This is a genomic window from Pseudomonas sp. KCJK8993 (assembly GCF_046230915.1).
Taxonomy (GTDB): Bacteria; Pseudomonadota; Gammaproteobacteria; order Pseudomonadales; family Pseudomonadaceae; genus Aquipseudomonas; species Aquipseudomonas piscis.
Genome location: NZ_JBJJLO010000054.1, coordinates 1 through 14,327, shown reverse-complemented (window position 1 = coordinate 14,327; position 14,327 = coordinate 1). Strand labels below are relative to the sequence as shown.

General features: G+C 65.7%; 13 protein-coding genes, 1 tRNA gene and 1 pseudogene. 4 read left to right on the top strand and 11 right to left on the bottom strand.

The window, feature by feature from the left end; genetic code table 11:
* Window positions 1-54: 54 nt before the first annotated feature.
* From nspC to ACK6AU_RS17750, 3 genes are all read left to right on the top strand, one after another.
* Window positions 55-1,152 (top strand): carboxynorspermidine decarboxylase, encoded by a 1,098-nt coding sequence (nspC, locus tag ACK6AU_RS17760; protein ID WP_185701850.1) that lies wholly within the window; start codon window positions 55-57, stop codon window positions 1,150-1,152.
* Window positions 1,153-1,183: 31 nt separating this feature from the next.
* The gene (locus ACK6AU_RS17755) at window positions 1,184-2,428 is read left to right on the top strand and encodes a saccharopine dehydrogenase family protein (protein WP_185701851.1); all 1,245 of its coding nucleotides are present in this window, start codon (window positions 1,184-1,186) and stop codon (window positions 2,426-2,428) included.
* Between the two features lie 208 nt (window positions 2,429-2,636).
* Window positions 2,637-4,376 (top strand): dipeptidase, encoded by a 1,740-nt coding sequence (locus tag ACK6AU_RS17750; RefSeq protein ID WP_409300357.1) that lies wholly within the window; start codon window positions 2,637-2,639, stop codon window positions 4,374-4,376.
* 41 nt (window positions 4,377-4,417) lie between these two features.
* Here the strand turns inward: ACK6AU_RS17750 and ACK6AU_RS17745 are convergent, their stop codons facing one another.
* The 7 genes from ACK6AU_RS17745 to ACK6AU_RS17715 all read right to left on the bottom strand — a co-directional run bounded on the left by ACK6AU_RS17745 (window position 4,418) and on the right by ACK6AU_RS17715 (window position 10,979).
* On the bottom strand, window positions 4,418-5,383 hold the full coding sequence (locus ACK6AU_RS17745) for a fatty acid desaturase family protein (protein WP_185701853.1): 966 nt from the start codon (window positions 5,381-5,383) through the stop codon (window positions 4,418-4,420).
* Window positions 5,370-5,990 (bottom strand): phosphatase PAP2 family protein, encoded by a 621-nt coding sequence (locus ACK6AU_RS17740; RefSeq protein ID WP_185701854.1) that lies wholly within the window; start codon window positions 5,988-5,990, stop codon window positions 5,370-5,372. Before ACK6AU_RS17740 ends, ACK6AU_RS17745 begins: the two co-directional genes overlap by 14 nt.
* Window positions 5,991-6,041: 51 nt before the next feature.
* Window positions 6,042-7,121: a hypothetical protein gene (locus tag ACK6AU_RS17735; protein ID WP_260498113.1), complete on the bottom strand. Its 1,080-nt coding sequence runs from the start codon at window positions 7,119-7,121 to the stop codon at window positions 6,042-6,044.
* Between the two features lie 8 nt (window positions 7,122-7,129).
* Complete coding sequence (locus tag ACK6AU_RS17730; RefSeq protein WP_409300354.1) at window positions 7,130-7,864, bottom strand: hypothetical protein; 735 nt, start codon at window positions 7,862-7,864, stop codon at window positions 7,130-7,132.
* Entirely contained in the window at window positions 7,861-8,892 is a 1,032-nt protein-coding gene (locus ACK6AU_RS17725; protein WP_409300352.1) for a hypothetical protein, read from the bottom strand. Before ACK6AU_RS17725 ends, ACK6AU_RS17730 begins: the two co-directional genes overlap by 4 nt.
* Before the next feature lie 38 nt (window positions 8,893-8,930).
* Window positions 8,931-10,013 carry a glycosyltransferase gene (locus tag ACK6AU_RS17720; RefSeq protein WP_409300350.1) on the bottom strand — a complete coding sequence of 361 codons (1,083 nt, stop codon included), beginning with the start codon at window positions 10,011-10,013 and terminating at the stop codon, window positions 8,931-8,933.
* 69 nt (window positions 10,014-10,082) lie between these two features.
* On the bottom strand, window positions 10,083-10,979 hold the full coding sequence (locus ACK6AU_RS17715) for a LysR family transcriptional regulator (RefSeq protein ID WP_409300348.1): 897 nt from the start codon (window positions 10,977-10,979) through the stop codon (window positions 10,083-10,085).
* A gap of 164 nt (window positions 10,980-11,143) precedes the next feature.
* Between ACK6AU_RS17715 and ACK6AU_RS17710 the strand changes: the two genes are divergently transcribed.
* Window positions 11,144-12,130: an NAD(P)H-quinone oxidoreductase gene (locus ACK6AU_RS17710; protein ID WP_409300387.1), complete on the top strand. Its 987-nt coding sequence runs from the start codon at window positions 11,144-11,146 to the stop codon at window positions 12,128-12,130.
* A 38-nt stretch (window positions 12,131-12,168) separates the two neighbouring features.
* Here ACK6AU_RS17710 and ACK6AU_RS17705 read toward each other — a convergent pair whose 3' ends face one another.
* The 4 genes and pseudogenes from ACK6AU_RS17705 to ACK6AU_RS17690 all read right to left on the bottom strand — a co-directional run.
* Entirely contained in the window at window positions 12,169-12,894 is a 726-nt protein-coding gene (locus tag ACK6AU_RS17705; RefSeq protein ID WP_409300346.1) for a PA1136 family autoinducer-binding transcriptional regulator, read from the bottom strand.
* Window positions 12,891-13,769 (bottom strand): glyoxalase III HchA, encoded by an 879-nt coding sequence (gene hchA, locus ACK6AU_RS17700; RefSeq protein WP_409300344.1) that lies wholly within the window; start codon window positions 13,767-13,769, stop codon window positions 12,891-12,893. Before hchA ends, ACK6AU_RS17705 begins: the two co-directional genes overlap by 4 nt.
* 326 nt (window positions 13,770-14,095) lie before the next feature.
* Window positions 14,096-14,171, bottom strand: a tRNA-Gly gene (locus ACK6AU_RS17695).
* Between the two features lie 65 nt (window positions 14,172-14,236).
* Window positions 14,237-14,327 (bottom strand): annotated as a pseudogene (locus tag ACK6AU_RS17690) (CDP-diacylglycerol--glycerol-3-phosphate 3-phosphatidyltransferase); the annotation flags it as partial.

Sequence of the window (14,327 nt, the reverse complement as noted above, 5' to 3'; positions counted from 1 at the left end):
GACACTGAAGGCACAATGCGTACCTTTTTGGCTGGCCCTGCCGGAGATCGCCCAATGATCAAGACGCCTTATTACCTCATCGACAAACAGAAGCTGCTGGTCAACATGCAGAAGATCGCCTATGTGCGCGAGCAATCCGGCGCCAAGGCCCTGCTGGCCCTCAAGTGCTTCGCCACCTGGTCGGTGTTCGACCTGATGCAGCAGTACATGGACGGCACCACCTCCTCGTCGCTGTACGAGCTCAAGCTGGGCCGGCAGAAGTTCGCGGGCGAGACCCATGCCTACAGCGTGGCCTGGGCCGACGATGAGATCGAGGAAATGCTCGATAACTGCGACAAGATCATCTTCAACTCCATCGGCCAGCTGCAACGCTTCGCCGAGCAGTCCGAAGGCAAGGTCCGCGGCCTGCGGGTCAACCCCCAAGTGAGCAGCTCCGACTACCTGCTGGCCGACCCGGCTCGTCCGTTCAGCCGCCTGGGCGAATGGGACCCGGCGAAGATCGAGCAGGTGATCGAGCAGATCAGCGGCTTCATGTTCCACAACAACTGCGAGAACGGCGACTTCGGCCTGTTCGACCAGATGCTGAACCACATCGAGGAGCGCTTCGGCCACCTGCTGCACAAGGTCGAATGGGTCAGCCTGGGCGGCGGCATCCATTTCACCGGCGAAGACTATGCCCTGGATGCGTTCTGCGCCCGGCTCAAGGCCTTCTCCGAAAAATACGGCGTGCAGGTGTACCTGGAGCCCGGCGAAGCGGCGATCACCCAGAGCGCCTCGCTGGAGACCACCGTGCTCGACACCCTGTACAACGGCAAGCACCTGGCGGTGGTGGACAGTTCCATCGAAGCGCACATGCTCGACCTGCTGATCTACCGCCTCAATGCCAAGATGGCCCCCAACGACGGCGAGTACACCTACATGGTCTGCGGCAAGTCGTGCCTGGCCGGCGACATCTTCGGCGAGTACCCATTCGAGCGTCCGCTGGCCATCGGCGATCGACTGTCGTTCGTTGACGCGGCGGGTTACACCATGGTCAAGAAAAACTGGTTCAACGGTCTGAAAATGCCGTCCATCGTCGTGAAACAACTCGACGGTAGCGTCGAGGTGGTTCGCGAGTTTGGTTTCGAAGACTACCTGTCCAGCCTTTCCTGAACGGGCAGGTGATTAAGGAGAAGTACGTAAATTGAAGAAGAATGTTCTTATCATTGGTGCAGGAGGTGTCGCCAAGGTGGTGGCCCACAAGTGCGCGCAGCACAACGACGAACTCGGTCGTATTGCTATCGCGTCGCGCAACATCTCCAAATGCCAGGCCATCATCGACAGCGTAAAGGCCAAGGGCAGCCTCAAGGTGCCCGCCGATATCCAGGCCTTCTCGCTTGACGCTCTGGATATCGAAGCGACCAAGGCGCTGATCCGCGAGACCGGATCGCAAATCGTCATCAACGTCGGTTCCGCCTTCCTCAACATGTCGGTGCTGCGTGCCTGCATCGATACCGGCGTGGCCTACCTGGACACCGCGATCCACGAAGAGCCAGGCAAGATCTGCGAGACCCCGCCGTGGTACGGCAACTACGAGTGGAAACACCTCGAGGAATGCCAGCAGAAGAACGTCACCGCCATCCTCGGCGTGGGCTTCGATCCGGGCGTGGTCAACGCCTATGCCGCGCTGGCCAAGCAACAGCATTTCGACCGCATCGACTCGATCGACATTCTCGACGTCAATGCCGGTTCCCATGGCAAGTATTTCGCCACCAATTTCGACCCGGAAATCAATTTCCGCGAATTCACCGGACAGGTGTGGAGCTGGCAGGACAGCCAGTGGACCAGCAACACCATGTTCGAAGTCAAGCGTACCGACGACCTGCCAGTGGTGGGCTCGCAAAACCTGTACCTGACCGGCCACGATGAAGTGCACTCGCTGTCCAAGAACCTGCAAGTGCCCAACGTGCGCTTCTGGATGAGCTTCGGCGAGCACTACATCAACGTGTTCACCGTGCTGAAGAACCTGGGCCTGCTCTCCGAGCAGCCGGTCAAGACCGCCGAAGGCCTGGAGGTGGTGCCGCTCAAAGTGGTCAAGGCGGTACTGCCCGACCCGGCCTCCCTGGCCCCGGGCTACACCGGCAAGACCTGCATCGGCGACCTGGTCAAGGGCACCAAGGACGGCCAGCCGCGCGAGGTGTTCATCTACAACGTGGCCGACCACGAGGAAGCCTACGCCGAGACCGACAGCCAGGGCATTTCCTACACCGCGGGCGTGCCACCAGTCGCCGCCGCGCTGCTGGTGGCCCGTGGCGAGTGGGACGTGCAGCGCATGGTCAACGTCGAGGAACTGGCCGCTGAGCCATTCCTCAAGGCGCTGGACGTGATGGGCCTGCCGACCCGCATCAAGGACGAGCATGGCGACCGTCCGTGGGACGCCGCCCTCTAAGGTAGTCCCGAACGCAGGGGCGCCCACCGCGGCGCCCCTGCCCCGCCGGCGACCCATTTTTCGTTTGTGCGCCGCTTTTGCATTTCTGTGCGACAGTTCCCCTTTCCGGGACTCCCGCAGCCCTCCTGCGCAGTGTTAGCTTGGCAAGGTTTCTGTCTGGCCTATCAGACATTCCCTACCCACCTCCTGCAAAGGAATGCCCTGCGTAATGGACTTTTCCCTCAAGCACCTGGCCACGGCCACCCTGATGCTCGCCAGCCTGTCGGCGTTCGCCAACGTCGCCCAGGCCAACATCACGCCGCAACAGAGCGCGGCCATCCTCAAGAACTTCAACGACGCCTCGGTCAAGGACTTCCGCCAGTTCATCGGCGAGGTCGCCAAGAGCCAGCCGGGCAAGAGCGCCCACCTGGCCCCGGCCATCGATGGCTTCCTGGCCGGCAAGACGCTCTCGGCCGAGCAGCAGAACGAGATCCACCGCCTGCTCGGGCTCTATGCCCGGGTCAAGTACGGCAAGGCCGCCACTGAAACCCTGCGCGAACTGGTGGCCATCCCCACCTTCCGCGTGGACGGCGTGCCCCAGCACGAGAACCCGGAATTCCTCAAGATCGCCGACAAGATCAAGGGCCTGGCCCAGGACTTCGGCCTGGCGTTTCGCAACGTCGACAACCGCGTCTACGAGATCTCCCTGCCCGGCAGCGGCGACGAAGTGGTGGGCATCCACGCCCACGCCGACGTGGTGCCGGTCACCCCGGAGAACTGGGTACTGCAGGACGGTACCCGGCTCGACCCGTTCAAGGTCACGCTGATCGGCGACCGGATGTACGGGCGCGGCACCGAGGATGACAAGAACGGCATCGTGGTGGCGCTGTACGCCATGAAGATCGTCAAGGAAGAAAAACTGCCCCTGGCGCGCAACTTCAAGCTGCAGGTGGATACCACCGAGGAAACCAGCGGCGATGCCATCCCCTACTACTTCGAACACAACCCGGTGCCCAACTACAACCTGGCGCTCGATGGCGGCTACCCGGTGGTGATCGCCGAGAAAGGCTCCAGCACCGTGATGGCGACCTTCCCCCAGCGTGCCGCCGAGGGCAAGGGCGCGCAGATCACCCACTTGACCGGCGGCCTGGCCCCCAACCAGATCCCCTCCACCTCGGTGGCGACCCTGGTGACCGAGCAGCCGGCCGAACTGGTGGCCAGCCTGCAGAAGGCCGGGGCCGAGTACGTCAAGCGCCACGGCGGCAACTTCAAGATCGATGCCCGGGTAGAAGGCAAGGACGTACTGCTGACCGTCACCGGCGTGTCCGCCCACTCCTCCGAACCCGAGTCCGGGGTCAACCCGGTGGCGCGGCTGCTGGACTTCGTCCACGGCCTGGAGGGCAAGGTGGCACTCAAGCACAACCAGTTCACTGACGCCGCGCATTACCTCGCCGACAACTGGGGCCTGGACTATGAAGGCAAGAAGCTGGGCGTGGGTTTCGCGGATGCCTTCATGGGCCCGCTGACCACCTCGCCGACCCTGGTCAGCGTGGATGACAAGGCACTGAAGGTCGCGGTGAACCTGCGCGTGCCCAAGGGCAAGGCGCCAGAGGCGCTGAAGGCGCAGATCAGCGACAAGCTGGAGGCCTGGAGCAAGCAGAACCAGGTGGCGGTGCAGTTCAACACCTCGGTCGCCGCGCCGATGTACCGCAACCCCGAGGGCGAATGGGTCAAGGCGCTGCTGGACGTGGCCAGCGAGAACCTGGGCATGGCCCACGAGTTCGGCACCTCCGCCGGGGCGACCTCGGTCCATGAACTGCCCAATGGCGTGCAATTCGGCCTGGCGCGTCCGCAGGTGAAATACACCGGCCACACCGACAACGAGTTCAAGACCGTGGAGCAGTTCCTGCTGGACCTGCAGATCGTCACCGAGATGGTCGGCCGGGTCGGACAGCTGCCCAAGCTCTAACCGTCCCCTTGGCACTGGCCCCTGCGGCCAGTGCACCTGTCTCAGTCGCCCGCAGCGTCCTGCGCCGGGCGGCTGACATCCCGCAGCACCGCGATATAGCCCCGGTAAAGGTTCTCCACCGGCAGCAGCCCTCGGGCCGCCAGCTGGCGATGGGCGCTGCGCAGGTGATAGAAGGGTATGCGCACGTAGAGATGGTGTTCGATGTGGTAGTGGATCCCGTGGGGGCCGAAGACGAAGGTCTGCCAGTTGGGCGCCACGATGCTACGGGCGTTCTGGCTCTGGTCGGCGTTGGCGGGCAAACCCGCATGCTCGAGGATCGCCCGCACGCGCCCCATCAGCGGCAACAAGGTAATGGCCGGCAGCAACCATAACCCCAGGTAGAGCCATGGGTGCCCGGACCAGGCCAGCAGTCCCAGCAGCACGCCATTGCCCAGCAGCATCGACAGGACTTCCCCGAGCACTTGGCGCGCCGACTTGTCGACCCTGGGCAGGCAGTGGCGGTAGTCGCCGCGAACCAACTTGAAGGCGCTGATGAAGTACCCCACCCCACACAGGTCCGCCGCCAGGCGCAAGGCCAGGCGCCGCCGAGGCAACGGATAGTCCCCGATGCCGAACACCGCCGCCACCGGATCGTCGTGCAGCATGGGCTGGCGATGGTGCTTGAGGTGCCCGGCCCGATAAGTACGCAGGGAAAGGAACAACGGACCGGCGGCCAGCCATTGGCCGACCCAGTCATTGGCCGACTGACGACGCAACAGCACGCCATGGGCGCTCTCGTGCATGATCACCGCCAGCGCCAGTTGGCTGCGGGCGATGACCAGCGCCGCCAGCAGGTACGTCAGGGGGTGCGGCCAATAGGCGGCGCAGGCGAATGCCACGCCGATCAGGCCCCAGTCGGCCAGCAACGCCAGCAGGCCGATCCACGGCTTGAGGACGAACCACTCGGCGGCGGGGGTAAAGGCGCGCAATGCCAGGTTGGCCCCGGCACGCGATTCAAGCTGGGACACGGCGAATGCTCCCTTGTCGGTGAGTGGCCAAGGCGCAGGCCAGGGCCAGCAGCAGGCCGCCAGCGACGTCGACCAGGGTGTGCTGCTTGAGGGTCAGGGTCGACAGGCAGATCAACAGGCCGCTGCCGACGACCAGCCATTTGCCACGCCGGCCCCACAGTGCCCGGCAGGCCAGGCACGTCACGGTTACATGCAGGCTGGGAAAACCGTTGCAGGCCAGGTCCAGTTGCCACATCCGGCTCAGTCGCTGCTGCAGGAAGCCGCTGCCGAGCACGCCGAGATCCGGACGGGGCACCTGCTCGGGAAACAGCCAGAAGCACAACAAGCCCACGACGAAGGCCATGCCGGTAGCGTTGCGCAAGGCCCTGAAGCCCTCTTGGCTGGCGTAGGCCGCCGCCAACAGGACAAAGGGAAAGAACAGCACGTAGAGGAACCAGGACGGGGCCACGAAAGGAATCAGCTCATCCAGCGGCGTGACCCAGTGATAGCGCGGCGTGACCAGGCGCTGCAGGCCGATGAACACGCCCAGCCCCAGCAGCAAGCCGAACGCCGCCGCCAGGGCCTGCCGAGGATTGGCGCACCCGGGACGCGGCCAGGAGCCGGTCATGGCTGTCGGCTCGCTGCGGGCATGGGGACATGGCGATTCAAGGCGGCGCCCTCACAAGCCAAGCAGGTGATTGGCCCAGGCATCGATCCGTGCCTGGGCCCGCTGGTTGCCCGACACCACGTCAGGCGCTGGGGCGAGCGCGCTCAATTGCCGCGCCGCCGCGCTCACCTGGCGCCGAAAGTCGGCAATGTCGCCGCGCCAGGTCACTACCCGGTGCAGCAGTTGCAACTGGCTGGCCCGGGCGGCATTGCTGGCCTGCTCCGGCTGGTCGCTCACCACCAGGATGATCGGCCGCTGGTAGACCCGGGCGATGGACAGCGCCGCCATGCCCGGTGCCGATACCAGCAGTTGCGCCCGGGCCGCGCGGCTGGCCCAGCGCGGGTCGACCCCGAGCCAGCCGTTGCGCCCGGCATAGCCCTCGCCCACCAGGTGCCGATCCAGGCCGGCATCGTCCAGGCCGGCCTCCAGGGCATCGGCCAGCCCGGGTTCGCGAAAGTGCGGGTTGAGGTACACCGCCGCGCCCACCGCGAGCTGTTCCGGCAACGCCTCGACCAGGGCCACCGGGGTCGGCAGGCGATACAGCACTGGGGCCACGGTATCGTCGACCTCGTAGGCAAAATCGTGCTCGATGCGCGCCCGCGCGGCGTTGATCTGGCGCTCGACGATCCAGGCGAACAACCGCCCGAACTGCCGTGGCCACATGCCATCGAAGTTGTTCAGCAACGCCACCTTCAGGCTCGCGCCGTACACATGCACCACCTTGCGCCGCCAGCCCGGCAGCATGCCCATGTACAACAACGCCGGATGAAAGGAGTCGTTGATCACCAGCTCCACGTTGCGCAACCGGCGCTGCAGCTGGAGGATGTCGCGCAGCATCCGCCCGGGGCGGAACAGGTACTGGGCGACATTGCGATTGGTGGCCCGGCGCAGCATGTTCTGCTGGCTGTCGAACTGCACCGCATAGTGCCGCGAAAGGACCTCGGCCTGGACCCCGAAACTGCGCAGGAAGCGCTGGCCCTGGTCCGACGTGGTCAGCACCTCGACCTGGGCGCCGGCCGCGCGCAGGGCCTGCACCAGCAACTGCGCGCGCATCAGGTGGCCACGGGCATCGGCGGTGGCGAGATAGAGCATGCGGGGAGTCATCGAATGGCGCCGCGTCCACCGCCCAGCACCCAGCCGGCCAGGCACATCGCCAGGGCGCCGGTCACGCCAAAGCTCGCATCGACCCGGCGGATGTCCTTGAGCAGCCGCGCCAGGTGCACGGTTTCATGGGGGGCGACAATGCGTTGCAAGGTGCCCTGGCACAAGCGCACATGGGCCTTTTCATCGGCCAGGACCTGCGACAGCAACGGATACAGCCCATGCTCGGCGCCGATGACCGCGCAGTGGCGGCTCAGCACCCGTTGCGCCATCTGTTCGGCACACAGGCCGGTGGCATAGGCCGGCACCAGCAGGCCCTGCTCGAAATGCCCCGCATAGCGGCGGGCCAGGCGCTGCCAGCGCTGGATCTTGCGCCGGCTGAGCCAATCCGGCTCCAGGCGTGCCGTACCGTCGCCGCCACGTTCGGCCAGGGCCGCGGCGAACAGCGTCACGTGCCGTTGCTCATCGGCCAGGTGCCGCTCGACCTGGCGCTCGAGCCAGGGTGGCGACTGCGGCAGCAACTCATCCAGCAGCGCACGTTCGGTGGCGTCCTCCCCAGCCAGGTAGATGCGCAGCAGCAGGCGCTCCCCACGCACGCTGCGATGCAGGCGCTGCAGGGCGACGCGCTTGATGCGATCCACCAGGCGCGCCTGTACGGCTCCCAACCCATGGGGCCGGGGCATGTCCAGGCAACTGAAGTCCGCTTGGCTTGCAAGCGCTTCGCCGGCACTCATGGCACGGACTGCGCGGTGTCCACGCCCTGGGTCGCAGTGGTGGCCGCCTGGGCGCTGCGATGCCAGGCCAGGATCAGGCCGATGAAGCTGTCACGCATGAAGGCCGTACCACTGGCAGTGGCCCCGGGGAAACTCTGCTCCTGGCCGTTGTAACGCAGGTAGCCCTGGCCATTGACCGCGCCCAGCTCCAGGCGGTCGTGCTTGTGCAAGCCACGCTGGCGCACGTCCTCGAGCAAGGGGCTGTCCTCCAGGCCGAAGACGAACAACTGGCGCTGGACCACCCACCGCGGAATCTGGCCGCTCAAGGCTTGCAGGTCGAGGTTCCAGGTGCCCTGCTCCAGCACCTGGTCCAGCGGCAGGCTGCCCGGTTGCCTCGAGCTGAAGCGGGCACGCATCAGCGACTTCGAGACCCGCCCTACCCCCAGGCCGATGGTGATGTCATCGGCCGTCGGATTGTTCTCGTCGCTGGGACGCACCACCACCAAATAGCTGGCGACCCGGGCGGCGATCGATGGCTGCGCCAAGACCTTGCGCGCCAGCTCGGGATTGAGCAGCACGTGCTCGTCACGCCCCTGGTGGACGCTTATCTGGTAAGGGTCCAGGGCGATATCCCGGAAGCTGCCACGCACCGGCGCATGTACATAGGTGTCGGCCTTCCAGGTCTTGCCCGAACGCCGCACCAGTACCTGCAAGCTCAAGGGCACGCGCTGGCCGTCGCTGGCAACGCCGCTGCCATGCAGCAGCACGTCGCCGATCACGCCCGTGCCGGCAGGCTGGGCCTCGACGCTGAACACGATGGTGCGCGCCTGCGGGTCAACGCTGGCCCGTGCGTCCACCACGTCCAGGGCCAGGCGGTTACAGTTTTGCGCGGCGCCGCCCTGGATCGTCGCGCAGCCACTGCCGGAGACGAAGTGCAGCACGCTGCGGCCGTTGATTTCGCTGGGGGCGGCGCTGGCCGGGGCGGCGCACGCCAACCATGCCAGGCACGCCAGGGAGGCGCCGAATGCGGCCAGGGGTTTCATGCTCATGGGAACTTCCTGTAGGGGCGCCTAGGGGGCGGCGCGGATCAATCCAGCTGGCGGTGATAGGAAAGGGCTTGCCCCTGGCGCGCGCTGGCACGGCCGATGTTCAACCCCAGCCCGCGGATCAGCGCGCCGGCGCTATCGAGGGACGAGATACCGAGTATCGCCAGGATCGCACCCAGGCGCCGCCGCCCATGCACGGCCGGCAGGTCCTGGTGGTTGAGTGCGCGCAGGCTGTAGCCCAGGCGCCCGAGCATCACGCACAAGGGGCCGATGGGTCCGCTGCGTCCGAGCCATTGCAACCAGCCCGGCATATAGGCACGCACCAGGTGGGGGGTCAGGTCGACACTGTCGCCACCGCGCAACCAGCGCAGCTTGAACACTTCGCCACGGCTGTCGGGCAACCGGTGCTCGGTATGGGCCGCCGGAACGTAGCGTACCGCCACCCCCGCCGCCTGCAGGCGCAGGCCCATGACCTGGCAGTGGGCACGGTAGACGCCGTCCAGCGGCTGGTAGCGATACTGCTCGAAGGTGGCACAACGAAAGGCCACGTTGTTCGCGTAGAAATTGCGGGTCGCCCGGGCTCCGAGCGGGCTGGGGAAGTACATGAAGTCGATGGTGGTCAACGCGCTGCCGACCACGCTCGGGGCATAGCTGGTGCGCCCGGCGACGGCCAGGGGCGCATCCGCCTCGGTGAAGGGCAAGAGTAACTGTTCCAGCCAGTGGCTGGCGGGAAGGCAGTCGGCATCGGCGAACACCACGTACTGGCAGCGCGCCTGGTCGACCGCCTCGAAACCGATATTCTTGGCCTCGTAGTAACCGGTGCGGGGATCGATCTCGACGAACTCCAGCACTCGCCCGGCCAGTGCGCACAGCGCCTCCCGGGCCGCTTGCCCGAGGCCATCGTGGGTGATGACCCATTGGCCGAGCGATTGCGGGCAGAGGCTCTGACGAGCCAGGCGGGCTACCAGGTGCTTGAGGCTGTCCAGGGCCTGCGCCGGGTCCTTGCCGCCGCGCAGGTTGTTGGTTTCCAGCACCAGCGCGGTCCTGCCGGCGATCGCTGCCAGGGGCCCGGTATCACAGGCGGGCTGTTGCGACATCCGGGTCGTCGGTTGTTGGCTATCCATGGCGCGGTATCTCAGGAAAAGGCAGGGCTGCCGGGCTTCAGGGGCGCAATCACAGCATTATTCCGGGGATTATTCAAACGGCGGATTCGCCGGCCCGCCCGTGTTGGCGAAGGACCGCGCCAGGTGCTCCATCACCAGGCGCATGCGCGTGGTATGCCGCAGGTCCTGGTGGGTGACCATCCACACCTCATATGGCTTGCCGGCCGTGCGCCCGGGCCAGATCCGCTCCAGGCCGTCACGCCGGCCCATCTCGATGGGGATCTCGCTGATGCCCAGGCCCTGGGCGATGGAGCGCCGCAGCAGCATGTTGGAATTCACCGCCATCACCACCCGGGCCTGGTCGATGGGCTCGTCGAGCAAGGTCGGCTGCGCACGATCCCGCCAGTACGGCTCGTACATCACCAGGTCATGGCCCTTGAAGCCGGTACCTGGCTCGGGCTGGCCATGGCGCTCCAGGTATTCGCGCGCCGCGAACAGGCCCATCGGCCACTCGGCCAGCTTGCGCAGGATCAGGTCGGGATTGTCCGGACGCAGGTTCCTGATGGCGATGTCGGTTTCGCGCCGTGACAGGTTGACCACCTCGGAGGTGCTGTTGAGCACGATGCGGATATCCGGGTGCGCAAGGTGCAGCGCCTTGAGCGCGGGCATCACGAAATCACAGGCCAGGGAGTCGGTGGTGGAAATCCGTACTTCGCCGGCCAGTTCGTTATCCATCCCCCCGGTACGCCGGATCAGCTCCAGGGCCATCTGCTCCATCTTCCCGGCCATCGCGAAGGCCATTTCGCCAACGCTGGTCAGCTGGTAGCCGGCCGGAGTGCGCAGGAACAGGGTCGATCCCAGGTCCGCCTCCATGGTCGCGATACGCCGCCCCACCGTGGCCTGGTCCACATGCAGGACCCGCGCCGCACGGCGCAAGGTCAACTCGCGCCCGAGGGCCAGCAGGACCCGTGCATCATCCCAGTTCATTGAAGATTTCCCCCTGAAGAATCATTGCAACACAGCCTCGCAAAATCGCCGCGCGCCGGCACCGGCCCGCTTGCGTAACCTTTGCCCACCCCAGCCCGAACGGCCGGCATCCACCTTACCAGGACCCATTCATGAGCCATTCCCATAGTGCGCCAGAGGCGCAGATGACCGTTATCGAGATCACCCGGCCGGGTGATCCACAGGTATTGAAACCTGCCCGCCGGGCGGTGCCTACCCCTGGCCCGCGGGAGATCCTGATCCGGGTCAGCGCCGCTGGCGTCAACGGCCCCGACCTGCTGCAGCGCAAGGGCCTCTACGATCCGCCAGCCGGCGCCTCGGACATCCCGGGCCTGGAGATCGCCGGGGAAGTCGCCGCCCTGGGCAGCGAAGTGACGCGCTTCAGCGTGGGCGACCCGGTGATCGCCCTGGTCACGGGCGGCGGCTACGCCCAGTACACGGTCGCCGACGAACGCACCACCATGCACCTGCCCGGTGGCCTGTCGATGATCGAAGCCGCGGCACTGCCCGAGACCTTCATGACCGTGTGGGTCAACCTGTTCCAGCGCGGCCAGTTCAAGGCCGGCGAATCGCTGCTGGTGCATGGCGGCGCCTCCGGCATCGGCACCACGGCGACCCTGCTGGCCAAGGCCCTGGGCGCGTCGAAGATCTTCACCACGGTCGCCAATGCACAGCAACAGGCGGCCAGCCTGGCCCTGGGTGCCGACGTGGCCATCGACTACAACCGCGAGGACTTCGTCGAGCAAGTGCTGCTCGGGACCGAGCAGCTTGGGGTCGACGTCATCGTCGATATCATTGCCGGCGACTATGTGGCGCGTAACTTCCAGGCCGCAGCGATGAACGCGCGGATCGTGCAGATCGGCGTGATCAAGGGCCCGGCGACCCAGGTCGACCTGTTCCCGATGCTGGTCAAGCGCCTGACCCACCTGGGCTCGACCCTGCGCTCACGCAGCCCAGAGGACAAGGCCGGGATCATCGCCGAGCTGGAATCCAAGGTCTGGCCCCACGTCCAGAGCGGCGCGGTCAAGCCATTGATCTTCAAGACCTTCGCCTTGACGGATGCCGACCAGGCCCACGCCCTGATGGAGTCCGGCCAGCACATCGGCAAGGTGGTGCTGACCGTCGCCCACTAACCCCGGAGCCCAGGCCGAGGTTGTCCATGACGACCCGGCTACGGCGCCTGGCGGTCGGGCACGGCGTCCAACTCGCCGTTGCGCACCGCCACCTTGATGGCTTGCGCGGTGGTGCTGGCACCCAGGCGCCGACGCGCCGCCCGCAGGTGGTTTTCCACGGTGCGCCCGGACAACCCCAGCGTCACGGCGATATCGGCCTGGCGCTTGCCGGCGGCGGTCCAGGCCAGGACTTCACGCTCCCGGTCCGACAACTGCCTGGACGGGTCGCCGACGGCCACCTCCAGCAACCGCCGTGCGGCACAGAACGCCGCACTGGCGACGTTGCCCAACATCAACCGGACCCTGGGGCTGCTGTCGATCCGCTCGCCCCCCAGACTCATGGCGCCCTCCAGGCCAAGGGGGCCGAACACCGGCACCTGCAGGCCATGCAGGCCGGCGCCCTGGGGACGGCGAACCACCTGGTAGCGGTCACCACGCTTGCTCCAGAAGAACGGCTCGCGTGCCTCCAGGATATGCCGGGTGACCGGGCAGCGGCGCACGTAGGTCGTGGCGTCGACCACCTGGCCGTCGCCGAACCAGTCCCCCTCGACCCAATAGATGCGCTCGAGCACTTCGTCCCTGGCCGATGAGGCGGAAAACACGAAACGGTCATAACCGAAAGGGCCCGCCAGGCCCCGCACCAACGCCTGGATCGCAGGCAGCGCCGTGGCGCGCTCCAGTTCCAGGACGCTGTGCAGGGCCGCTTCAGCGCTGGTCGCAGTCACCCGGCCGCCACTGCTTGCAGCAACGCGGTGGCCGCCAGCTTGCCCAGGGCGTTGCCCGCCAGCGGGCTGTCGCCGGTGAGCAGCTTGCGGTCCTGGTGCACGGCCCCGGAGATGTCCTGGTTGAGGATCTCGATCCCCAGGGCGGACAGCTGCTCGCCGAACTTCCAGGTCAGGTGGCCGGGCATGTAGCCGATGGCCGGGGTCTGGGCGTCCAGGGCGTCGGGGAAGGCGCAGATGCGGTAACCGTTGAACAGGCACGTGTCCCTGGTCTCGCCGAGCCCGGCAGCCAGCAATGCCGCCGGGCCATGGCACAAGGAAATGACGAACTTGTCGTTGGCCATGGCCCATTGCAGGAGTTTTTTCACCTCGGCACTTTCGGGCAGGCCGATCAGCGCGCCATGGCCGCCAGGGATGAACACCCCGATGTAGTCGGAATCGGCGCCCAGGGCGTTGTCCAGGACCTCGGCCAGCTTCAAGGGTTGCTTGAACTGGCTGCGGTACTTGGCATACAGGCCTTTGACCTCGACATCTTCGGAGGGCATGGCCCAGAACTCGAACTTGACCGGGTTGCCCGACAAGGTGGCGATATCAAAACCGAATCCGGCCTTGTCCAGGTGGTACATGGGCAGCAGGGTTTCCACCGGATGATTGCCGGTGGAGAACATCGTGCCGTTGTCCGTCAGCAGGTAGCGCTCGTCCGCACCGATCACCAGCACCTTCCAGCGCCCACCGGTATAGGGCCGCTGGTAGTCGGCACCACTGAGGTCGGAATGGGCGGAGGTGAACTGGCTTAGCGAATACGGCGAGGGGAAAAACGCGTTGTCCTCGGCCAGATCCGGAGTCGGGCGTTTGTCGTCGGTGGGGGTATGACTCATGGCTTGCTCCGTTGTGCAGGGCGATTTCCATCATCATTGTAGGAAAGCACACCGGCAGCAATGAGGGTTTTCCCTCAAGCCGAGCGTGGCTTGCATTCATATAGGGCGTTGATGGCCCCATCGGCAAAGCAAGGCGATTAAATGCTCCCCACCCTTCTCATGCACGGAGGAGCTTCGTAACCATGACGGGACAGTGGGTTAGCGACAGTAGTGACGGCTGCACTCAGCCGGCCCGGTTGAGTGGCCCGGGAATAAACATGCCACTGTTGCGCAGGCATTTATTTAGGACAAAAAAAAGCCACTCGATTGAGTGGCTTTTTTGAATCTGGAGCGGGAAACGAGACTCGAACTCGCGACCCCGACCTTGGCAAGGTCGTGCTCTACCAACTGAGCTATTCCCGCAACGTCTTGGTGTTGCGCATTCTATAGAAATCAGAATCTACGTCAACCCCTTGATTCAAAAAAACTTATTTTTTCTCGCCGTCGATTTTCAGGTGCGGCCAGGCGGCCCGCAGGTATTGCTGCATCGACCACAAGGTCAGGCCTGCCGCTACCATC

Excerpts from the sequence above, each read along its gene's own strand:
- nspC (WP_185701850.1), top strand. The coding sequence starts at position 55 with ATGATCAAGACGCCTTATTACCTCATCGACAAACAGAAGCTGCTGGTC.
- ACK6AU_RS17750 (WP_409300357.1), top strand. The coding sequence starts at position 2,637 with ATGGACTTTTCCCTCAAGCACCTGGCCACGGCCACCCTGATGCTCGCC.
- ACK6AU_RS17740 (WP_185701854.1), bottom strand. The coding sequence starts at position 5,990 with ATGACCGGCTCCTGGCCGCGTCCCGGGTGCGCCAATCCTCGGCAGGCC.
- ACK6AU_RS17735 (WP_260498113.1), bottom strand. The coding sequence starts at position 7,121 with ATGCTCTATCTCGCCACCGCCGATGCCCGTGGCCACCTGATGCGCGCG.
- ACK6AU_RS17730 (WP_409300354.1), bottom strand. The coding sequence starts at position 7,864 with ATGAGTGCCGGCGAAGCGCTTGCAAGCCAAGCGGACTTCAGTTGCCTG.
- ACK6AU_RS17725 (WP_409300352.1), bottom strand. The coding sequence starts at position 8,892 with ATGAGCATGAAACCCCTGGCCGCATTCGGCGCCTCCCTGGCGTGCCTG.
- ACK6AU_RS17720 (WP_409300350.1), bottom strand. The coding sequence starts at position 10,013 with ATGGATAGCCAACAACCGACGACCCGGATGTCGCAACAGCCCGCCTGT.
- ACK6AU_RS17715 (WP_409300348.1), bottom strand. The coding sequence starts at position 10,979 with ATGAACTGGGATGATGCACGGGTCCTGCTGGCCCTCGGGCGCGAGTTG.
- ACK6AU_RS17710 (WP_409300387.1), top strand. The coding sequence starts at position 11,144 with ATGACCGTTATCGAGATCACCCGGCCGGGTGATCCACAGGTATTGAAA.
- hchA (WP_409300344.1), bottom strand. The coding sequence starts at position 13,769 with ATGAGTCATACCCCCACCGACGACAAACGCCCGACTCCGGATCTGGCC.